Here is a 19,765-nt window from a genome sequence, read left to right on the forward strand (position 1 = left end):
AACCTGCCGCGTATCGCCGAGGTGGGTCACTCGGTGCGCCAGGTCACGCTGATGGCGTCGAGTGCGGCGGCTCGGTCGGCGGGGAGTCTGCCTTGGCGGAGCTTGGTGCGTTGGCTGCTGAGCCACGCGCCGAGGCGGTGGCCATCGTTGGTCTGATGTTCCTTCGGGACGTGGAGGTGGCCGTGGGCGCGGTGGTAGCGGCTGGCGGCGGCGAGGCCGAGGTTGAAGCGGTGCTCGCGGGAGTTCCAGATCATGCCGAGCGCTTCCAGTGCGGCAACGCGGTCAGCGGTGAGGGTGCCGCGGCGGTAGAGCATGCGTTGGGCGACGATGAACTGGCCGAGGCGGTAGCCGTCGGCTTCGGTGTGCTCGTCGGGGACCCGAAGATGGCTGTGGCGGGCGTGGAAGGCGGTGGCGGCGGTGATGCCGCGCTGCCACATCGCCTCGTACGGGAACCACTCGATGCCCAGAGCTTCGAGGGCGGCGGCCCGTTCGGCGGGGAGCCGGCCGGCGGTGTATAGCTTGCGCTGGCGGCGGATCCACGACCCAAGCGGGTAACCGTCGGCGGTGACGTGGTCGGGCGGCACCCGCAGGTGGCCTTCGCGGTGGCGGTGGGCGGTGGCGTGGGTGAGTCCGACCTGCCAGCGGGCGCCGCGCGGGTCCCACAGCATGCCGAGGGAGTCCAGGGCGGCGATACGGGCGGCGGGCAGCACGCCGCGGCGGCGGGCTTTGCGCTGGTGGTGCAGCCACCGGCCGAGGGGGTAGCCGCTGTCGGTGACGTGCTCGACGAGGATGTCGAGGTGGCCGTAGGCGGCGTGGAACGCGGTGGCCACGCCGTAGCCTTCCCACCAGGGTGAGGTGGTGGCCGTGATCAGCCGGACGGTGAGGTGCCGCAGGTACTGCTCGACGTCGTAGCCGTCCGGGACGCGGACCACGATCTTGTCCGGGAGTGTCCACCGGTCGGCGGGGTCGGCTTGGCGTTGCAGGTCCAAGGCGGCGGCGAGGGTCTCGTCGTGGGCGCGCAGCGCCCGCACGACCTCCCAGACGGTGTGGTAGCCGGCCAGGTCGGCCTGTGCGGCGGCGTCGGGCTCGTCGGCAGCGAGGACCGGCACGAGGATGGTCGCGACCCCAGTACCGGCGGGGTTACGCCGCAGGGCGCGGCCGACGGCTTGGACGATGTCGGTGGTCGACGTCTTCGGGTGGGCGAACACGACGGTGTCCACGGCTGGGACGTCGACGCCTTCGCCGAGACAGCGGGCGTTGGACACTACGGTCCACCCGTTGTGCGGCGGATCGGTCAGGTCGGCGAGTACCGCCTGCCGGTAGGTGGTGTCGTGGCGGCCGTCGACGTGGTGGCACGTCAGCGGCCGTGCCGGCTGCGCGGTGCTGGGCAGGGCTTCGAGGATGTCGGGCATGGCGTCGGCGAACGCGCGGGAGGTGGCGATGCGCGGGTGGTAGACGATCGCGCGGCGCAGGTCGAACTCGGTGGCGGCGCGGGCCAGGGCGGTGACGACCATCGCGGTGCGCAACGGCCCGTCCCTACCATCGACGGTGCCGTCAGCGCTGCTATGCATGTTCGCGCGGCCGGGGCCGGTGAGGGTGCGCAGCAGCGGCAGGATCTCGGTGCGGGTGACCGCGACGATGGCGATGCGGTAGTCGTCGAGCCAGCCGTCGGCGATGGCTTGGGCGAACAGGTAGCGGTAAAGGACCGGCCCGAACACCGCCGGGTCGTCCATGGACAGCACGGCGGTGTCGTCGCCGGTGTCGCCGAGGCGCGGGGTGGCGGTCAGGTACAGCCGTCGCCTGGCTGGCAGGGTTGCATCGTCGTGCAGGAGTGCGGAGTGTTTGTCGTCGCGGCCGGCGGTGTGGTGTGCCTCGTCGACGATGAGGATTTCGGCGACCTGGTCGGCGCGGCGTAGCGCCCGTCCGAGGTGTCCGGCGGAGCGGTGGGTGGTGACGATCAGCCGCCGTCCGGGGCCGGGTTCGGTGAGCCATGAGGTGATCGTGTCCGGGTCAGTGGTCGTGACAGCCGGCAGGTCGGCGGCCACGATGCCCGGGTCGGTGACGCCGTCGTCGCCGCAGACGGCCAGTACGTGATCACAGACGCCGTACCATGCCTGCAGGGCTTGTGCGACAAGCGCGACCGTCGGGCAGGCCACGACGATAATGCCGTCGGCTGGGCAGGTCTGCAGCGCTGCGTGTGCCGCCGCGATGGTCTTGCCGGTCCCGCACGCGGCAATGATCTGACCGCGTCCGCCGGACGCCAACGCGGCCGACGCCGCCCGGACAGCGGGCAACTGCCATCCTTGGGCGTTCGGCACCCTGGCGATTCCCGGGCTCATGTTCCTCCTACCTTCGCTACCTCGGCCGTGTCGCAGGGCAGCGCGTACGCTTTTCGCCCGGTCACGTCTGCGTGTGACTGGGCGCGTCTGTGCATCCGGACGAATGGTTGCGCCGCATGCCCGGATCATCGTTTGGCTTGCATGGAACCGTGGTTGTGGGCGGCTTCCAAGTCGTGGTTCGCCGCTACGGGCGGCGCACGACGCCATGCCAGCCGGTCCATGCCGCGTGCGCTGTGGTGCCGCCGCGGCAGCCCGGCGGGGGCGACAGGTTGATTCGGCTGGGCGTGATCGAAGTCGAGATCGATCGATCCGTACACGATTGCGCCTCTGGTCCCTTGGGGGCTGCGTCACGTGCGGCTCGGCTGTGCGTCGAGGACCGGCATCTTCCCCCGAGGTTGCCGGTCCTTCCGCGTGTGGCCGCAGCAAACGGCGCGGATGGCCGGCAGGCCAACACGGCGGCGGCGGGGTAGCCGCCACCCATCAGGACTTGTCGACGAGTACGTGCGGCAGCGTCTGCTGTGCGCGGCCGGTGGCAGCGCCGGCTGTCAGCAGCGTGCCGGTGATCGCGGCGGTCACCACGATGATCAGCGTGAGCAGACGCCGCGTGGCCAGATTAGTCAGGGCGATCGCGTCCTGGCGGCGGATGAACGCATGGGGATCGGTGATGCCCGTAGGTCCCGACCACGGTTCGTGGCCGCGCCCGGAGGCTGCGGGCTTCAGCTGCGGACTACGGGTGGTACCGGGTAAAGCGGGGTTACGCACCAGGCCGCGCCTCGGTTGCGGGCGGCGCGGCCTGGTGCGGGTTCAGAATTCGTTGCGGCGCCCTGATCTCAGGCGGCAGCGAGTGTGGCGCCTGGTGTTCGTTGGGGCAGGTGGCTGGCGGGCCAGCGGCTGGCCGCTGCGGCTGCGGTGGTGAACCAGCCGGTGAACCGGGCGATGTTCGGGCGGCCGACGGCAGCGCGGCCGACGGCGGCCGGCGCTCGACCGCGGGTCCGTGCTGTGGGCGGAACCACGGTCAGCGGTGCGGTGGAGGGGGATGGCAACGGTGCGGACGTTGCGGGTCGCCGCGCCAGTTGCAGTGCCCGCTGGGCTTGCCTGGCAGGGGTGCAGAGCCCTCGTTCGCCTGCGCAACGCAGGTTCGTGCAGTCGCCGGTGGGACCATGCTGATGTTCCACGGCGACGTCGAACGCCAGCCGCCACAGCATGACGTCGACGACGTCGTCTGGGACGGGTATGTCCCTGGACGGGTGGTGGTCTTCGGTGGCGGTGGTGAGCATGGTGGGCATGGCGTGGACTCCCGGTGTCGCTGTCGTCTGGGCAGCCGCCAGCGCCGGCGAGTGACGTGTGAGGGTCATGCCGGTGGCGGGCATTGCGATCGACGCTCGACTTTCGCCGCAGGTCAAGTCGCCTCGAGGTGAGCGTCGTACGGCAGCGTCCTGCTCGGTCGGGTTCGCTCGGTTGACGCACCATGGCTTGAGCCCGCCGGGGTTGAGGTACATCAGATCGCCGGGCGGGGCAGGCGCGTCCTGCCCAGTACCGAGCCACCGACGTTGAGCCGAGGCACACCCTCGCCGTTGGGCTCGCTGACAGGGCGGGACATGCTGTTCGTCGTCGCTCCTTCGTTCCAGAGCAGTGGCCGGTGTCCGTGGATAGGGGCCGCCATGCACGATGTGGTTGATGGGCGTCCCAGCGCCCCGGTAGCGCCACGGACGGGTCGGGTCAGCGGCTGGTACGGCGCAGGCGGGATCGGGCGGTCATGTCGGCTCGTCGAGGGCACCGGTCGGGTCCTGCGGTTCGATGGGCAGCGTGATGATGAACGTGGCCAGGCGCTGCGCCTCCGCAGCCGTCAGATCGGGCGGCAGGCGGAAGTGGACGAACTGTCCGGGCCGCAGTTGGATCGTGTAGCCGAGGGTCGCCGGTGGCGTGGCCGCAGCGGCGCGGCGTCGCCTCACGTGGTGCGCAGCTCGTCCGGTGAACAGGTCGACGGCCCGGCGGATGTTGCTGACGTACGTGTTGATCGAGTGACGGGTGAACCTGCCTGCGGTCGCGTTGAGGTAGCTGGCCAGGAGCTGCTCGATGTCGGCCGCGGCCAGGTCGGTGTCATCGCCGAGGCCGAGGGTGCTTTGGAGGGATCTGATCGCCATGTGGTAGGCCCCGGCGGTGCGGCGTGCCACGACGCCGTTGGCAGCGAGCCCATCGATGTAGGCATGGAGCTCCGCGATGGTGTGGTGTGCGTTCACGTCATTCCTTCAGCTCTATTGGCGGCGGGTCCGGGACATCGCCGCTTGGACAGCGGCGGTGCACGGGCCCTGTTCGTCGGCGCAACGCAGGTTGGCGCAGTGGCCGTCGGGTCCGGGTTGGTGCTCGATCATGACGTCGGCCGCCAGCCGCCACAGCAGGGTGTCGACGACGTCGTCCGGGACGGGCATGTCAGCGGACGGCCGGTACCGGTCGCTGCTGATGGTGGTCTCGGTGTACATGGCGTCGCCTCCCGCGTCAGTGGTCGCCTGGGCAGCCGTCATCGCCCGGGCAGCGTTGCTTCTGGAGCGATGACTGGCTGCCGGGTGACGGCACCATTGGTGATCAACGTTCGACTATCGGTGAAGGTCAAGTCGTCGTGGCTGGCACGGGTATGCGCCGGCGGTGGATGGCTGCTACGCCTCCCAGCCGGGCCGTTCGGGAGGCGATGGTTGGGGTGGCTCGACCTCGACGAAGCCGAACAGCCGGGCGATGACCTGCAGTCGCCAGGTGCGGTAGCGATCGGCGAATCCTCGGCAGACCGCCGGTTGCGCCTCGGGGAAGTTGCCGTACGGCAGCGTGTCATGGCAGATGACGAAACCGCCCTCGGCGAGGGCCTCGTCGACCATCTGCTTGAGCCGGCCCGGGTCGAGGTGCATGCGGTTGCCGGGACGGAAGATGCAGGTGTCGCATTGGCGGGCCAGCAGGCGTGTCTTGCCGGTGATCGGGTCACCGACGCTGAGCGGTGCCCGGGCCGTGTCGGCGGCCTCGGGGTCGGGCACGGAGTCCATGTCGTTCCTTCCTCAGCGCTGCGAGGCGGCCGTCCGAAGCGAATCGGAACGGCCGCCGACGCAGCGCGGTGTTGGTGGGTGGTGCCCTACCGGTCGGTGGGCTGGTGCGGGTCGTGCAGCCAGGCCAGGACGGTGTCGATGTCGGCGCGGCGCAGGCCGGTGGCCGGATTGACCGGGACTGGCAGGGTGGGCCGGCCTCCACGGGTGCGGGTCCGGGCGTGGTCGGGGTCTTTGCCGCCGAAGGCGTCGTCGAGGACAGCGGCCGGCCGGGCGCCGGTGCCTGGTAGAGGTCGAACAGTTCCCACTGGTGGCCCCAGCGCACGCCGCTAATCTCGATGTCGATGACCGGCAGGCTCGGCGGGAGGCCGATTGCGGGCGTCGTTGAGGCCCGGCCACGGCCGGGCAGCACTGCGGCGCTGGTCGCGGGTTCGGGCGGGGGTTTACGCCTCGGTGAGGGCGGCGACGGCGGCGTCGGCGATGACGTCGATCGCCTCGACCGGGTTGGTGACGGTGACGGCGGTGGTGTCGGCGTAGGTGTGGCAGGACTCCTGGTCGCGGGGGTGCAGCCACAGCACGGCGCAGCCGGTGCGGGCCAGGGTGGTGATGAGGCGTTGGGCGGCGGCGTTGTCCGGGAACCAGCCGTCGGAGACCACGGCGAGCATCCGGACGCTGCCGCGGTGGCGCAGGTTGAGGAGTTGGTCGGCGAGTTTGACCGCTTCGGTGAACCGCTCGTACCCGTCGTGGGCGTGCATCTGTTGCACCTGGGCGGGTTGGTGGTGTGGCGGGACGAGCAGGGTGACGGCTTCGCCGAAGGCGATGGTGGTGACGGTGGCGTCGGTGCGGCGGGCGGCGTTGGCGAGGATCCACGCGGCCGAGGACATCGGCTCGGCGAAGGCGCGCATGGAGCCGGACACGTCGACGAGGACGGCGAGGTGGAGCTTCGGTTTGTGCGGCGGCAGGCTCGCGCGTTGCTGCCAGGGCTGTGCGGTGGGCAGCTGCCCGGCGGCGCGTTGCGCGTCGGCGGTGATCGCGGCACGGGCCCGCAACCGGCCGGGTGGGATTGCCGAGGGTCGGGTGGCCGGTTCCACGCTGGTGGTGCGGGCCTGCCGCAGGCGTGCGGCGAGACGGCGGGCGGCGTGCTGCTCGCCGGTGGTGGGGTCGCGCAGCGTCCACGACGCGGGGGCACCGTGCCGGTCACCGATCATGCGGGCGGTGTATTCGGCTGGGGTGAGCCCGGCCACGGCGGCGAGAACCTCGCCGAGTGCCGCGGCGAGCGCACCGGCGAACGCGCCCTCGTCGGCGGTGGGTGTGTCGGGTTGGCGGTGTGGGTCGATGCCGAGGATGCGGCACCACTGCCACGCCAGCTCGATCATGGTGTCGGCGTCGGTGTCGTCGACGGTGTGCGCCTGCCGCCACACCTGGCGCAGCCGGTTCAGGCGTTTGCGGCCGAGGACGGCGGTGACCGCCGCGCGCAACGGCTTGACGTCTTTGGCGGTGAGGATGCGGGCGTCGGCCCGGGCCAGCAGCAGCCCGGCGGCCTGGGCGGCGTGCCAGGCGTCATCGATTGGTGCGTCGTCCGGGCTGTTGATGGTTTGCACGGTGTGGCGCAGCCAGCGCCGGTCGCCGCGGCGGCGGGCACGCTGGCGGCCTTCCGCGCGTGATTCCTCGAGCAGGTCGGCGACGCTGGCCACGATCGGTGGCGTGCCTGCCGGGGTGCTCCACCGGCTGTGCGCGGCGTGGGCGGCTTCGTGCACGAGCAGCCCGTAGGCAGTGGCCACGAGGTTCTTGTGCCCGGCGCGGCGCGGGTCGGCCACGTCGGGGGCGCCGATGTAGGTCGCGTCGACCTCGACCCGGCCGGCGGGCGGGTAGAAGCAGGCGGGTGCGCCGCCCCCGGCGCCGGGTGCGACGACCACGGTCAGGTCGGTCCGGCCGGTCAGCTTGGCGATGTGGCGGGTCCAGGCCCGGTCCCAGTCGGCCCAGTCCTCGTGTGCCGCGGTGAGCGGGTCCGGGTGCAGGTGCGTGCTCGGATGTGGCATGACGGTGCAGCTCCTTTCGTTGCTGGGCTTTGGTGCTCAGCGCTGCTGGCCAAGGGTCAGCGCGGTGACGGTCGTGCCGAACGCGGTGGACAGGGCCTTGATGACCGCGTCCCGGTCGTCCTCGGGCGCGCGGCCGGCGAGGTTGGCGACGGCGGCGCTCAGGCCGAGGGTCTTGCGGACGCGGGTGAAGCCGAGCAGTTCGCGGAGCTGCGGGGCCCAGGTGACCTTGCCGGTGGCGAGGTCGGCGTTGAGGGTGATGGCTGCGGCGACGGCCGCGGCGGGCACGCCGAGGTGCTTGGCGAGGTCCCAGTCGGTGGTGACCTCGATGTGCACGTCGAAGCGGGACGCGAGGGCTTCGGTGAGGATCGCGCCGTGCACACCGGGGTTGTGTCCGGCGATGACGTAGAAGCCGCTGACGGCTTCGACCCGCTCGTTGCGATAGCCGGGGATGTGGACGACGCGGCGGCCGTCCATCGCCGGGTACAGCACCGCGAGGACCTTGGGTGGGACGAGGGTGGCGTCGTCGATCAGCAGGGCCCGCCCTTCGCGCATCGCCTGGACGAGGGGGCCGTAGACGAACTCGTAACCACCGTCGGGCAGGGGGATGAAGTTGCCGAGGAAGTCCTCCACGACGGTGTCGCCGGTGCCGGTGATGGTGAGCAGGTCGTCGAACGCGGCTTCGACCATGGCGGTCTTGCCGGTGCCGGGCGGCCCGTACAGCAGCACGGGGATGCGCTTGTCCCGGAGTCGGCGCAGCACGTCGACATCGGTGGCGCCGGCGAGTTTGCGGGGGAAGTACAGCTCGCCGTTGGGCCGGGTGACCGGGCTGCGCCGCCCGGCGCGCGCGGCCCCGCCTCCCCCGCTGCCGGGCGTGTGGGGCGCGGCGGGCGGCATGGCGCCGGCGGCGTCGATACCGGCCTGGGTGATCTGGAACCGGTGCGGGTCGGGATGGTGGGTGGCATGCCCGGCGGCGGCCATCTTCTTGAGCGCCTCGAACACCGCGCCGGAGGACGGCACCCCGAGCGCTTTGGTGATCTCGCCGACCTTGAAGATGTCGTCGGGGTGCTCGACCAGGTAGAGGGCGACCTTGCGGTACAGGTAGCCGGGCCGGTTCGCGGCCGGCGTCGGGCCCGCCGCGGGGGCTGGCGCGGCGGCGGTCCCGCTCGGCGCCGGCCCGGCTGGGGTGGCTGCTGGGGTTGGTGTGGTCATGTGGTTGCCTCGATTCGCAGTCGGGCCCGCGCACCCGTCTCCGGATGCGCGGGCGGTGGGTGCCGCACAGCGGAGACGGGCAGGCGCCGGCCCCTGCCGGCCGTCAGGCCGGGGCAGGTGGGGGCGACCACACCCGGTGGTGCTGAAGCGTGGTGCACGGCGGGCCAATGGCGGGTCGCCGGTGGTGCGGGTGGTCGTTCAGAGGCGGCGCCGACGGCGCGGGACCAGGGTCGGGGTCGGGGTCGGAGTCGGGGTCGGCGCGATGATGCAACCCAGCCCGGCCGTACTGATCAAGTCGAGATGGTCCCGGTGCTGCGCTGGGATCAGTGGCGCAGGGTGACCTCGGCGCCGGGGCGGCGGGACACGGTGACGGTCAGGCCGAACGCGCTGCCGTCGGACAGGTCCAGGAAGATGCCGCGGTTCATGCTGAGCACGCCGGCGTCGCGGTAGGTGCGGGCGGTCAGTGTGACCGGGTCGCCGTCGCTGTCGATGAGGACGGGCAGGTCGGCGTCGGTGCACAGCTGCTCGAGTGTGTCGCTGCCGAGCAGGTGGGTGACGAGTGCTTCGAGGAGTCCCTCGTGGCCGAGGTCTTCGTCTGCGTCGCTGTCAGGATGGTCGTGGCGGTACATGACGGTCAGGTCCTCTCCGGTTCGTTCGGTCTTGTCGTTGTGGCGTTCGACGGGCGGGTGCCGCCGCTGTTCGCGGTCAGTGGGTGAGGTCGACCCACGGGTGGGTGCGGGTGGGGCAGGTGCGGTCGTGGACGGCGAGCAGGGTGTCGGTGATCGGGTCGGTGAGCCGGGTCAGGCGCAGCGTGAGCCATACGGCGGTCGGTCCGTCGCGGCCGATGACGGTGCTGAACGTGTCCGGGTGCGCGGCCTGCAGGGCGTCGAACGCGGCCCGCTGCGGCGTGGTCTGCCACGGCCGGTAGGCGTCCCAGCAGGTGAAGTGAGCCAGGTCGAGGTAGATCGGTCCGGACACCGACAACACGCCGCCGGAGAACTCCGGCCCGTAGGCCAGCAGCGGCAGACCCGGGATGTTGCTGCGGGGGCCGCTGCGGACGGTGAGCGGGATCCGCCCGTCGAGCCGCCACCACACGGCTGGCATCGGGTCGCCCTCGTCGAGGGTCCAGTCGTCGTCGATCACGGCGACGGCACCGCCCCACCGGGCTCGTGACCAGGCTCGTGACCAGGCTCCCGGCCGGGCCGCTGGCTGGGCTCGCCGGCTGGCCCTGCGGGCTGCGGTGGCCACGGCTTCGGGTGGGGTCGCCAGCCGAAGATGGGGTCGGTGCCTTCCCACGAGCCGCAGATCGTGCAGGTGGTGGTCGTGTCGGTGCCGTAGCCGGCCATCGACGGCAGTTCGCGCCGGACGGTTTCGTCGACGGCGCCGCAGATGTAGCACTGGTCGAGTTCCGGTTGCGTGGGGTCCCATCCGAAGACCGCGTCGGCTTCGTCGTCGGTGGACACGATCGGTGCTGCGGTCCAGGCGAGGGTGGGGTGGGTGACGCGGCACAAGCCGTCGGGATCGGTGATGAGCTCGGTGCGCTCGCCGAGGTCGTCCACCAGCCAGATGCGGCCGTTGTCTTCGGCGACGAAGAACCCGCTGACGGTGGTGTGGCTGCAGCGGGTGTCGGCGATGAGCCGTACGAGCACGCTGGGCAGGACCCAGGCGAGGATGCTGCCGTGCTGGCGGTAGCCGGGGCAGGTCTGGCCCGGATATGTACCGAGCCCGGCGGCGCTCAGGAGGATGTCGCGCCACCGCATGCTGTCCGGGACGTCCTCGCCGGCCCGCAGGTCGCGGTCGGCGCGGGTCGTGGCCGCACGCAGGCCGGCGTCGTCGAAGTCGACGGTGAACCAGGCGTGGCCGGCGTGTGCACCTCGGCGCAGCAGATCGCGCAGCGGCAGGCCGGTCAGCGGCGATCGGGTGCGCAGCGGCAGCCGGTATGTGCCCCCACCACCGTTGTCTGGGGTGTGCATGTGCGGGCTGGCGGCCTCCGTGTCGAGGTGGTCGGTGTGCGTCGCGGGGACCGCTGGTGTGGCCCGCAAGGCCGGGATGGCGTTGCTGGCCAGCAGCGGGCTCGGGCGGCTGCGCAGGATCAGGGCCGGCTCAGCCGACTCGGTCTCGGCCGGCCCAGGCAGGGCGGGGCTGGCGGCGGCCCGGATCAGGGCGTGTTCGGCGTGCAGCACGGTGGCGTACAGATCGAACCAGAGTCGTCGGTACACGGCAGGTGCACTCGCTTTCGTGTGGGCTGGGCCGGGCCGGCTGCACCCGCTCGGCGGCGGGCGCAGCCGAGCACCGGCGTGGATGTTGGGCAGGGCAAATGTTGGGCAGGGCAACCGCTCGGTCGCGCCGATCAGGGGCTGGTCGTGCTGGCGAGCGGCGGTCGGCCCGACCCGCGCGGCTATGCGCGGGTCGGGTGGTGCACCGCCGCGGCGACCGGGTTGGCGACAGAGTCGTCGGCGAGCTCGCCGGGGATCGCCTGGCCGACGTCCATGACGTCGAAGTCGGCGTCGGCGCCGATCTGGTCGACCGCGTTTTCGATGACATCCCGGGCGGTGTCGAACGCGTCGTCGGAGCTGTCGGCCACGACGGTGACGGTCAGCGTGGTGCGGGTGGTGACCGTCCAGTGCCGCGGCAACGGCGGCAGGTCGAGCGCGGTGAGCAGGTCGTTGGTGACGTCGGTGTCGAAGTCGCCGGCAACGACCCGGTCCCGCAGGTACTGGCGGGTCTGTCGGCGCTGTTCCGCGAGCGCGGCTTCCGCGCGTTCGGCGCGCTGCTGGCAGGTGCACTGGTGCAGGGTCGGCGGTTGCGCCGCGCTGGCGGTTCCGGCCGGGCCGGTCGGCTTTTCGATGGTCATTGCTGGCCGCCGGTGGCGGCTGTGGTGGAGGGTTCGGTGAACGTGTAGGTGGCGGCGGGGTTGGCGGGGTCGTCGGTGGACAGCACGGTGAGGGTGTTCGTCTGCGGGTCGAGCAGGTAGATCCACTGCCCGGACAACTCGCCGATCCGGTGGGTCGGCACGGTGATCGGCGGGTCGGCCGGCGCGGCGTGGATGGCCATGCCGACACCGGGGACGGGCGTGTCGCCGGCCGGGAATGCGTTGCTGGCGGTCACGTCGGCGCCGAGGTAGGCCCAGACGCAGCTGAGCAGCGCGGTGACGGTGGCGGTGGTGTCACCGGCGAAGGTGACCTGTTGGATGGCGACCAGGGTGGGCGCCATGTACTCGGGGACGGCGTCGGAGTGCACGTAGCGCAGGTGCAGCAGGGTCGGGTCGGTGGCGTCGGGCCGGCCGACGTAGCCTCGGGTTCCCATGTCGGGGTTCGCTCCTTCGTTGATCGTTGTTGATCGTTTGGTTCGGGGACGTGGTCTGTCTGCAGCGCGGTGGTTCAGCGGGCGCGGCCGAGCTGGTTGAGGCGGTGCAGGCCGGTCAGGACGCGGCTGGCGGCGATGCGCCAGCCGGTGGTGTCGCTGGTCGTGAGCTCCGGCCGGGTGGCGCTGCGGGGGCGGATGAGCTGCCAGGCGTGGCCGTGGACGTCGAGGGCGGCGATGGCGCGGACCTCGGTGCGCTGGTCGGCTCGGGCGTTGGCGAGGTCGCCGTGGCGGTAGCCGGGCCGGATCGGTGCCTGCCAGCCTTCGAAGCAGAACCCGAACCCGACGAGTCGGCGGCCGTCGAGGTGTAGCCAGTCGTGCAGCCAGGTGCGCATGGCCGGTCCGGCGAGTTCGTCGGGTAGCCGCAGCAGCACGTCGACCGGGTGCAGGTTGATCGCCGGCTGCGCCGAGTCAGGGCGGTGCCAGGTGGCCGGTCCAACCAGGCCGGCGTCGACCTCCACGAGAAACTCCACTGTGGACAAACCCGTGCGGGCACTGCGGTCGGTGGTGGCGACGCCTGCGGTGCGCGGGACGTACTGTGGCTGCGGGTGGCGGAAGATGCCGATCAGGGCGGGTGGCTGGTCCCAGCCGTGCCGGTCCAGGCTGGCCTCCAGCTGGGTCAGCACGGCGGCGACGGCGGCGCGTAGGGCCGGCGACGCCTCGCCCGGGTCGGCGTGGACAGGGCGGGACACGTGGGTCGTCAACGGGTTCTCCTCTCTGTTGAGTCGGGCGCCGATGCGCCCGGCCGTCGGTTACTTTGGGTAGATGAGCAGGGCCCGGCGCGCGTGACCGTCCGATCGACGCTTGCCGTACCTCGCGAAGCAGGTCGCCGCGGGCGTTGCGGCGTGAACGGCTTGCGTGGCGAGGGTTTGCGTCGGCTAGGCGCCGAGCGGAGCGCCGACCTCGGCTTGCCACCACACCGGATCCACCGCGCTTCCACGGCCGTGATCATGACTACCGTCAGTGGTGACGTGCACCTCGTAGTGCAGGTGCGGGCCGGACGAGTGGCCGGACGTGCCGACCACGCCGATGACGTCGCCGGCGGCGACGGGCTGGCCTTCGATCACGGCGGGGTGAGTGAGCATGTGGCAGTAGCGGGTGACGACGCCGCCGGGGTGGTCGATGTCGACGTACCAGCCGCAGCCCCGGGTCAGCTCTGGGTCGCCGTCGCGGTCGCAGCCCCAGTCGGCGCCCGTGCGGGCGTCGACGGCGTTGCACCGCACTCGGCTGACGGTGCCCGCGGAGGCGGCGTGGATCGGGGTGCCGCGGGCGGCCATGAGGTCGACGCCGTCGTGGGCGGGCCGTTGCGGGGTGCGGAATCCCGAGCCTGGTTTCGCGTGTACCGGCTGGGTCCAGCCTTCCGGGCTGACGGTGACATTGCAGGCGGCCGGGCCGATCGAGCCGCCGGTGAGGCCGGTGAGGGTCTGCACGATGGTGACCGCGTCCGGTTCCCACTGCGCGTAGGCGTCGGGCAGCCCGCTGACCTGCACGGCCTGCGCGGCCTCGGTGAGCGGCATGGTCTGCCAGTTCGGGATCGTGACGAGCTTGTCGTAGAACCGCCCGGCCGCGTACACGGGATCCAGCAGCAGCTCGACGGTGCCCCAGCCCTGGGATGGGCGTTGCTGGAACAGCCCGACCGAGTCGCGGTCGCCGGAGGCGATGTTGCGCAGGCTGGACTCCTGCATGGCGGTGGCCACGGCGATCACCCACGCACGGGCGGGCAGCTGCCGCGTGACGCCGACGGTGATGACGGTGGCGGCGTTACCGACCTGGGTGGCGTCCCAGCGGCCGATCGCAGGGAACGGACCGCTCGGCGAGGGCGGGCCGGCCGGGGGTTGGCCGGCGGGTGGGGCGGTGCCGGGCAGGGCGGAGGCGCAGCCAGCGGCGCTGCCGTAGGTGAACACGGCACCGGCCAGTCCGGCGCAGATGAGGATGATGCCGCAGACGAGCGCTGCGGCGAGCGCGAGGACCCGGCTGGTCATGGCCGCTGTGTGGGGGTCGGTGGCCCGCCGGTACGCGCCGGGCGGTGTGGCCGGTCGCGGCCGGTGCGGGGGTGCCGGCCCGGCTGGTGCGGATCGATGGCGTGGTGGTTGCGGGCAGGGCGGTGCGTCACAGGTGGTCCTTCCAGCGGTGCACAAGGTGCGGGGAATGGTGCGACTGACGCGGCCGGGCCGGGCACGCTGCGCGGCGCCCGAACCAGCCGGTGCGTTCGTGCCCGGCCCGATCTAGGGTCTGGACGTGTCGGCTGGTCAGGCGCCGCAGGAGGTTGCCGGTGTTCCGGACGGCGGGCGACGCCGGTGTGGCCGGCGTGGTCAGGGCCGCAGAGGGTGCCGGCTGATGACGTCGCCGTCGCCGGTGTGGACCGTGACCGTGTCGGCGAGCGGGTCGAGCAGGTACAGCCAGGCGGCGTCGAGGTTGCCGAGGTGGGCGAGGGGGACGACAGCGGCCGGCTCCGGGCCGAGGACGGTGCCGTCGGGGTCGGTCGGGGTGCGGGTGATGCCGATCCCGGCGACGACCCGCCGCCGGGTCACGGCACCGCCCCCGCCGGTGGTGTGCGGGCCGCCGGTGGCTGGGACGGTCGCGGCGGTGGGCGGGGTGGTGGCGGGGTCGAGGCAGTGCCAGTCGTGGGCGAGCAGCCGGGCGGCGAGGCGGGTGCTGTCGTGGCCGGTGCGCGTCCAGATGCGGCGCAGGGTGGGCAGCATGACGTGCGGGTGGCCGCCACGCTCGACGGTGCGGGCCCGGACGAGGTCGGGCCGGCGCGGGTCGGTCAGCCCGATCAGGCAGTCGCTGTCGACGTACCGGGCGGCGGCCGGCAGCTGTCGGCCGCTGCGGTGCGCTGCCGGTGCCACGGCGTCGAGCGCGTCGAGGGCGGCGCGGACCGCGCCGGCGAGGGTGGCCTGGTAGGCGACGTCGCCGGTGCCGGTGCGCAGGACGGTGTCGGTGCCGGCTACCGGGTCGGTGACGCTGATCGCCCAGCCGTGCCCGGCGTGCGGGGCGAGCAGCTGCGCGACGGCGGTGCCGGCCGGTGGGGTCAGCACCAGCAGGTAGACGCTGCCGCGGCCGGCCGGGGCGGCGTGCGCGGTCCATCCGGCCGGCAGCAGATCGGTGGCCAGGTCGGCGGCGTGGACGGCGAAGTCGCGGGTCTCGGCGGCGATACGCGCCTGCCGGGTGACTGCGCCGATGCAGCGGACGTCGGCCATGGTGGTGTGGTTCGTCGTGCTGGCGGTGTTCGGATGCGTGCGGGTGTGGCTGCGGTGCTCGTACGACATGGACGCTGTCCTCCTGCGGTTCGGGCACGTGATGGCTTCGGGCAGGCCCGCGCGGCCCAGGGCCTGGGTCGGGCGGGCCGGGTGGGTGGGCATGGCAAGCGACCGCGTCACCGGGGTATGGCGGTGACGCGGTCGCGCGAGTGTTGGTGCTGGGTGCGTCGAGGCGCCGGTGACGCGGCGGGTCAGTTGCCCGGTGCGGGCTCGATACCGGGTGCGGCGGGCGGGAACGGCTCGGTTGCGGCGGCCGGCATCAGGTGCCGCCAGACACGGCCGTTGAAGTACTGCCAGCTGAAGCCGCGCGGGTCCGGCTTCACACCGCGCACGTGGGCGCACAGGACGCCAAACGCCTGCGGGCTGGACGCAGCGACACTGAATCGGTGCAGCGCGAGGATGCCGCCGGTGTCGTCGAGCAGCCGCACGAGGGTGGCCCCGGCCGCGACGGCCTCGGCCGTTGCCGCGTCAAGCAGGGCGTCCTCGGTGAGGGCGTCGAGGACGGCGGCTTCGGTCATGGGTTCGCCGCAGCGGCGGGCCGCCGCCACGTAGGAGCGCCAGTCGTCGGCGTCGAACCGGCCGTTGGTGGCGGCCAGCCGCGCCGGTGGTGCGGCGCCGGTGGGTGCGGCGACCCCGACGGCGATCGCGGCCGGTGCGCCGGCGTGGCGCAGCTCTGCGGTGTACCCGCGGCCGGTGCCGAGGTCGACCAGCCTGTCGATCGTGTACGGGGCGGGCGGCACAACGGTGTAGGGGGTGTGGGTGAGCAGGATCCATTCCTGCTGCTGGCCGGGTTCGGGCAGGTCACCGGCGATGCGGGCGCAGTCGTACGGATCGACGGCCTGCCAGCACCAGGACCCGCCCATCACCACGTACCCGCCGTCCTGGCGCGGCTCGATCCGTTCGACCGCCTCGGGGTCGGCGTACATGGTCGTGGAGTCCACGACGATGACGTCGCCGTCCCACCACATGCGCGGGTAGGTCTCGTCCGTCTGCCGGTCCAGGTCGGTCTCCGGCACCCCGGCCTGGGCGAGGCCGCCGCGGTAGGTCTCGCGGGCCTGCTGCTGGTCGGCGACGATCGCCTCCGCCACCGCCCGGGTGCAGGTGAACACCGCCCACCCGTTCCACCGGTCGATGAGGGTGCCGACGTAGCCGGCGGTGAGCGGGAAGGCGGCGCCTGCGCCGGCGTCGTTCCAGTCACCGGAGAACACCCCGACGCTGCCGAGGGTCACCCGGTCCGGGTGCAGGTGCGCCAGGTCCCGGTCGTCACCGGTCGGGTGCAGTGTGCGGCGGCAGGCCGCGGCAATCGCGTCGGTGACAGCAGTGTCGAAGCCCTCGAGGTAGGCGGCTTCGGCCTGCTGCCACTGCTCGCCGGTGAGCGCGGCCGCCGTCTCGGCGTGCACGGCGCCGGTGGTGCCGTGGTAGCGGGCGGCGCCGCTGGCGGCCCAGCCGGCGTTGGTGCCGGGCAGGGTGTCCAGGATCGCGGGGTCGCCGTCGTCGATCCCGGTGAGGATCCGCCGGGCTGTGGCGGCGGTGTCGCCGCTGGCCCGTCCGCCGAGGGTGTCCTGGACCCACCATTCGGCCGCGTCCGCGCCGTCGGCGGCGCCGACCGCACGGACGGCGCACAGCGCGGTCAACAGGTCCGGCCAGGCGACGGCCGCACCCGCGCCGGCTGAGCGGGACGGACCGGTCGGGTTGGCGGCGACGGCCGCCGTGGCCGGGACGGTGGTGAGTTCGTCGCCGGCGTCGAGGAGCATCGACAGGGTCGAGCCGCGGTCCCAGGCGACGTCGACGCGTCGCTGGTCGCGGTCGACGCCGCGGACGGTGCCCTGGTCGCCAGGGCGCAGATCGGTGTGCGGGTCGGTGGTGCGGATCAGCGCGACGCGCTGTCCGGCTTCGAACTGCATCAAAAAACTCCACTGTGGACGGTCGGCGCTGTGGCGCCGAGCAGGGACGGGAACGAACTGGGCTGAGTGCGCCCGCGCGGGACCGGCGCGGGCATGGCGAAGCACCGCACCGCCGGGGTGCGGGGCGGCGCGGTGATCGGCTCGGGGGTTGCCCTGCCAGGGCCCGGCGGGCCCCAGGTGTCAGCGGGTGAGGTCGGCGAATGTTCGCCCATGCAGCGGCGTAGGCGCCGCCGAGGGTCGCCAGGTCGGCGCAGGCGCGGGTGATCAGGTCGCGTGCCTGCTTCACCCTGGGGCTGGGTCGGCCCCAGTGCTGGCGCCGGCGACCGCGGGCTGGCGTCGTAGGGCCTGGGAATCTGGTGTCGCGCGGCCCCGGACGGCGACGGACTTGGTCGACGCTTGCCTTTGGATGAAGGTCAAGTCGTCCGTGGCTCATCCGTTGGTGTGGCCGAGGAACGCGGCGGTGCGCAGGGTTTGTTCGGCCTGCAGGATGGTGGTGCAGTCGCTGATCGCATCGAGCAGCCAGATGGTGAGGTTGTACAGCGGGTTCGCGGTCTCTGCGGTGTCGCGGACCGGTGGTGCGGGGCGCGTGAAGCGCAGCAACAGCGCCGCGGTGCGCAGGTCGTCGAGGGTGCGGTAGGTGACGTGCCCGGCGGCGATCGCGTCGGCGCAGCGCCGCACCATGGTCCGGATGTCTTCGACCGTCCGCCGCTGCTCGCGTGTTTCAGCGATGGCGGTGATGGATCGCCAGCGGCACGGGTGCTGGTTGTTGAGGGCTTCGGCCAGGGCGGTGAGATCGGCGACGCACACCCCGATCCAGTGGGTCGCGTGCACGGCAGCGCGGTCGCGGGCCTCGGCCGCCTGCCGCAACAGCATCGCGATGGCCAGCTCGCCCGGATCGGTGGCCGGCATCAGTTGTCTCCGGCGGTGGGTGCCGTCGCGGTGGCGTGGACGGCGGTGGTGAGCAGGGCGGTCAGCCCGGGGTGGGTGGCCGGGGTGTCGAGCGGGTCGGGTTCGTCGTCGACCAGGACGGTGGTGTGCCCGCCGGGGTGGCGTACGGCCTGGTAGACGCGGCCGTCGATGTCGACGGCGTCGACCCGCCGCACGGGCAGGACCGCTACGCGGCTGTCTGTGTGGTCCGCGCCGTCCCGGCTGCGGTTCGTCTGCTCGCCAGCGTCACCGGTGCGGGCGTCGGTGGTCTGGGTGTCGCCGATGTGGATGTCGTCGTAGCTGACCGCGCAGGCCAGCAGTCGCATATCCGGCTCTGGTGCGGCGAAGGCGTCGGCGAGCACGTCGGCGGCGCCACGGCGGATGATCTTCGACAGTCCGGTTTCGGCCGCCTGGCCGGACGGGTAAACAGCGGCGGCGAGGTCTGCCAGCAGGTCGGGTAGGCCGCCGCGGTAGGCCTCGACCATCTGCGGGTGGATGGCGACCGCGATGCAGGACATGCGGCGGGTGCCGGGCGGTGTGTCGGGTGCGGCCCCGTCGTGCACGACGAGCAGCGCGTACCTGGACGATGGCCCGGATGGTATTTGGGATGGTGACCGGGCGTCGCGGCCAGCCCGTACGGCGGGATGGACCGGCGCGGAGGGATCGAGGCCGGCGGTTTCGGGCCGGAGCGGGTCGGGTTCGGCGGCGGCCAGCAGCCGGACGGTGAGGGTGCGGACGGTGTCAGGGGCGAGCATCGCAACTCCGGATTGGCGGCGGAATCTGGTCGACGGGTGCCGGCGCGACGGGCGGGACGTGTTGATCCGGTCGGGCTGGGCTGGCGCAGCGTGAGGTGTGCGCATCGCGTGCGCTGCGCCTGCGCGAGGTCGCGCACGACGGGCCGGCGAACAACCGCCGGCGCCCCCTGGATGCTGGGGGGCACCGGCGGCCGGTGGACAGGGCGTTGTCGGCGCCGCAGGCTCAGCGACGGTCGCGGCAGCGCTGCGCCTGAGGGTGCCCGTCGAACCGCATGACGGTGGCGGCGCTGGTCGGGTGGTAGCGGCTGACGCCGACCCGGTGGCCCTTGGCGTGGTACATGGCCTCGTCGGCCTCACGCAGCAGGGTCCAGGCGGGGACACCGAGCCGGCTGGTGGTGTAGCCGACGCTGGCGCGGACGGTCACCGCCACCCCATCGCTCACAGCGGCGGGTTCGGACTCGATCACCGACGCGGCGAGCTGGGCGGCGGCGCCGACCTGGTCCGGGTCGCCGTGGACGAGGACGGCGAACTCGTCACCGGAGAGGCGAGCGGCCAGCCGCGCCGGCACGGGCAGGGTGGTGAGCCGCTGCCCGACGATGGTGAGCAGGTCGTTGCCGGCCTCGTGGCCGTAGGTGTCGTTCACTGCCTTGAACTGGTCGAGGTCGAGCAGGATCAGCCCGAACGGGCGGCGTTCGGCGACCGCCGAGCGCAGCGCGGTGACCAGGGCCCGGCGGTTGGGCAGGCCGGTGGTGTCGTCGTGGCCGGCCTGGTGCCGGGCGATGCGCAGCGCCCGGGCCAGCGCCCACAGCGGCAGCACGGCGGCGGCGAGCCCGGCCAGCACCCCGCCGGCGGCGGTGAGGACGGATTGCAGGATGGGAGACACTGGTGACGCTCCTTCAGTTGTGTGGGAGCGCCGAGGGCGGGCACGGGTAGGGGCATACTT

The 19,765-nt window shown here is 72.7% G+C and carries 21 protein-coding genes; all 21 read right to left on the reverse strand.

Annotated features, from left to right (window positions below; genetic code table 11):
• Positions 1-26 precede the first annotated feature (26 nt).
• The 21 genes from ACGFI8_RS38405 to ACGFI8_RS38505 all read right to left on the reverse strand — a co-directional run bounded on the left by ACGFI8_RS38405 (position 27) and on the right by ACGFI8_RS38505 (position 19,705).
• Positions 27-2,294, reverse strand: a complete 2,268-nt coding sequence (locus ACGFI8_RS38405) for a Helicase associated domain protein (RefSeq protein ID WP_392812212.1) — start codon at positions 2,292-2,294, stop codon at positions 27-29.
• Between the two features lie 170 nt (positions 2,295-2,464).
• Positions 2,465-2,656, reverse strand: coding sequence for a hypothetical protein (locus ACGFI8_RS38410; RefSeq protein ID WP_392812214.1), 192 nt, complete (start codon positions 2,654-2,656; stop codon positions 2,465-2,467).
• A 163-nt stretch (positions 2,657-2,819) separates the two neighbouring features.
• A complete protein-coding gene (locus tag ACGFI8_RS38415; RefSeq protein WP_392812215.1) occupies positions 2,820-3,101 on the reverse strand; it encodes a hypothetical protein in 282 nt (93 codons plus the stop codon).
• A 992-nt stretch (positions 3,102-4,093) separates the two neighbouring features.
• Entirely contained in the window at positions 4,094-4,579 is a 486-nt protein-coding gene (locus ACGFI8_RS38420) for a hypothetical protein (RefSeq protein WP_392812216.1), read from the reverse strand.
• A 15-nt stretch (positions 4,580-4,594) separates the two neighbouring features.
• On the reverse strand, positions 4,595-4,819 hold the full coding sequence (locus ACGFI8_RS38425) for a hypothetical protein (protein WP_392812217.1): 225 nt from the start codon (positions 4,817-4,819) through the stop codon (positions 4,595-4,597).
• A gap of 174 nt (positions 4,820-4,993) precedes the next feature.
• Entirely contained in the window at positions 4,994-5,368 is a 375-nt protein-coding gene (locus ACGFI8_RS38430) for a hypothetical protein (protein WP_392812218.1), read from the reverse strand.
• Positions 5,369-5,454: 86 nt separating this feature from the next.
• Complete coding sequence (locus ACGFI8_RS38435; RefSeq protein WP_392812220.1) at positions 5,455-5,673, reverse strand: hypothetical protein; 219 nt, start codon at positions 5,671-5,673, stop codon at positions 5,455-5,457.
• Between the two features lie 135 nt (positions 5,674-5,808).
• A complete protein-coding gene (locus ACGFI8_RS38440; protein ID WP_392812221.1) occupies positions 5,809-7,404 on the reverse strand; it encodes a VWA domain-containing protein in 1,596 nt (531 codons plus the stop codon).
• 36 nt (positions 7,405-7,440) lie between these two features.
• Positions 7,441-8,613 (reverse strand): AAA family ATPase, encoded by a 1,173-nt coding sequence (locus ACGFI8_RS38445; RefSeq protein WP_392812223.1) that lies wholly within the window; start codon positions 8,611-8,613, stop codon positions 7,441-7,443.
• Positions 8,614-8,936: 323 nt separating this feature from the next.
• Positions 8,937-9,242 carry a hypothetical protein gene (locus tag ACGFI8_RS38450; protein ID WP_392812225.1) on the reverse strand — a complete coding sequence of 102 codons (306 nt, stop codon included), beginning with the start codon at positions 9,240-9,242 and terminating at the stop codon, positions 8,937-8,939.
• Between the two features lie 76 nt (positions 9,243-9,318).
• Positions 9,319-9,756: a hypothetical protein gene (locus tag ACGFI8_RS38455; RefSeq protein ID WP_392812227.1), complete on the reverse strand. Its 438-nt coding sequence runs from the start codon at positions 9,754-9,756 to the stop codon at positions 9,319-9,321.
• Positions 9,753-10,832: a hypothetical protein gene (locus tag ACGFI8_RS38460; protein ID WP_392812228.1), complete on the reverse strand. Its 1,080-nt coding sequence runs from the start codon at positions 10,830-10,832 to the stop codon at positions 9,753-9,755. The genes ACGFI8_RS38455 and ACGFI8_RS38460 overlap by 4 nt, the downstream gene beginning before the upstream one ends.
• Before the next feature lie 179 nt (positions 10,833-11,011).
• Positions 11,012-11,467 carry a hypothetical protein gene (locus ACGFI8_RS38465; RefSeq protein ID WP_392812229.1) on the reverse strand — a complete coding sequence of 152 codons (456 nt, stop codon included), beginning with the start codon at positions 11,465-11,467 and terminating at the stop codon, positions 11,012-11,014.
• Positions 11,464-11,919 (reverse strand): hypothetical protein, encoded by a 456-nt coding sequence (locus ACGFI8_RS38470; protein ID WP_392812231.1) that lies wholly within the window; start codon positions 11,917-11,919, stop codon positions 11,464-11,466. The genes ACGFI8_RS38465 and ACGFI8_RS38470 overlap by 4 nt, the downstream gene beginning before the upstream one ends.
• Before the next feature lie 74 nt (positions 11,920-11,993).
• Positions 11,994-12,680: a hypothetical protein gene (locus tag ACGFI8_RS38475; RefSeq protein WP_392812233.1), complete on the reverse strand. Its 687-nt coding sequence runs from the start codon at positions 12,678-12,680 to the stop codon at positions 11,994-11,996.
• Positions 12,681-12,854: 174 nt separating this feature from the next.
• Positions 12,855-13,958, reverse strand: coding sequence for a M23 family metallopeptidase (locus ACGFI8_RS38480; protein ID WP_392812235.1), 1,104 nt, complete (start codon positions 13,956-13,958; stop codon positions 12,855-12,857).
• Positions 13,959-14,288: 330 nt separating this feature from the next.
• Positions 14,289-15,245, reverse strand: coding sequence for a hypothetical protein (locus ACGFI8_RS38485; RefSeq protein ID WP_392812236.1), 957 nt, complete (start codon positions 15,243-15,245; stop codon positions 14,289-14,291).
• A gap of 182 nt (positions 15,246-15,427) precedes the next feature.
• The gene (locus ACGFI8_RS38490) at positions 15,428-17,140 is read right to left on the reverse strand and encodes a DUF4314 domain-containing protein (RefSeq protein WP_392812238.1); all 1,713 of its coding nucleotides are present in this window, start codon (positions 17,138-17,140) and stop codon (positions 15,428-15,430) included.
• A gap of 429 nt (positions 17,141-17,569) precedes the next feature.
• Positions 17,570-18,049 (reverse strand): hypothetical protein, encoded by a 480-nt coding sequence (locus ACGFI8_RS38495; protein WP_392812239.1) that lies wholly within the window; start codon positions 18,047-18,049, stop codon positions 17,570-17,572.
• On the reverse strand, positions 18,049-18,822 hold the full coding sequence (locus tag ACGFI8_RS38500; RefSeq protein WP_392812241.1) for a hypothetical protein: 774 nt from the start codon (positions 18,820-18,822) through the stop codon (positions 18,049-18,051). The genes ACGFI8_RS38495 and ACGFI8_RS38500 overlap by 1 nt, the downstream gene beginning before the upstream one ends.
• 223 nt (positions 18,823-19,045) lie before the next feature.
• Complete coding sequence (locus ACGFI8_RS38505) at positions 19,046-19,705, reverse strand: GGDEF domain-containing protein (RefSeq protein ID WP_392812243.1); 660 nt, start codon at positions 19,703-19,705, stop codon at positions 19,046-19,048.
• Positions 19,706-19,765 lie beyond the last annotated feature (60 nt).

This window comes from Dactylosporangium sp. NPDC048998, from assembly GCF_043197855.1.
GTDB lineage: Bacteria > Actinomycetota > Actinomycetes > Mycobacteriales > Micromonosporaceae > Dactylosporangium.

Excerpts from the sequence above, each read along its gene's own strand:
- ACGFI8_RS38425 (WP_392812217.1), bottom strand. The coding sequence starts at position 4,819 with ATGTACACCGAGACCACCATCAGCAGCGACCGGTACCGGCCGTCCGCT.
- ACGFI8_RS38430 (WP_392812218.1), bottom strand. The coding sequence starts at position 5,368 with ATGGACTCCGTGCCCGACCCCGAGGCCGCCGACACGGCCCGGGCACCG.
- ACGFI8_RS38440 (WP_392812221.1), bottom strand. The coding sequence starts at position 7,404 with ATGCCACATCCGAGCACGCACCTGCACCCGGACCCGCTCACCGCGGCA.
- ACGFI8_RS38445 (WP_392812223.1), bottom strand. The coding sequence starts at position 8,613 with ATGACCACACCAACCCCAGCAGCCACCCCAGCCGGGCCGGCGCCGAGC.
- ACGFI8_RS38450 (WP_392812225.1), bottom strand. The coding sequence starts at position 9,242 with ATGTACCGCCACGACCATCCTGACAGCGACGCAGACGAAGACCTCGGC.
- ACGFI8_RS38465 (WP_392812229.1), bottom strand. The coding sequence starts at position 11,467 with ATGACCATCGAAAAGCCGACCGGCCCGGCCGGAACCGCCAGCGCGGCG.
- ACGFI8_RS38470 (WP_392812231.1), bottom strand. The coding sequence starts at position 11,919 with ATGGGAACCCGAGGCTACGTCGGCCGGCCCGACGCCACCGACCCGACC.
- ACGFI8_RS38480 (WP_392812235.1), bottom strand. The coding sequence starts at position 13,958 with ATGACCAGCCGGGTCCTCGCGCTCGCCGCAGCGCTCGTCTGCGGCATC.
- ACGFI8_RS38485 (WP_392812236.1), bottom strand. The coding sequence starts at position 15,245 with ATGTCGTACGAGCACCGCAGCCACACCCGCACGCATCCGAACACCGCC.
- ACGFI8_RS38490 (WP_392812238.1), bottom strand. The coding sequence starts at position 17,140 with ATGCAGTTCGAAGCCGGACAGCGCGTCGCGCTGATCCGCACCACCGAC.
- ACGFI8_RS38495 (WP_392812239.1), bottom strand. The coding sequence starts at position 18,049 with ATGCCGGCCACCGATCCGGGCGAGCTGGCCATCGCGATGCTGTTGCGG.
- ACGFI8_RS38500 (WP_392812241.1), bottom strand. The coding sequence starts at position 18,822 with ATGCTCGCCCCTGACACCGTCCGCACCCTCACCGTCCGGCTGCTGGCC.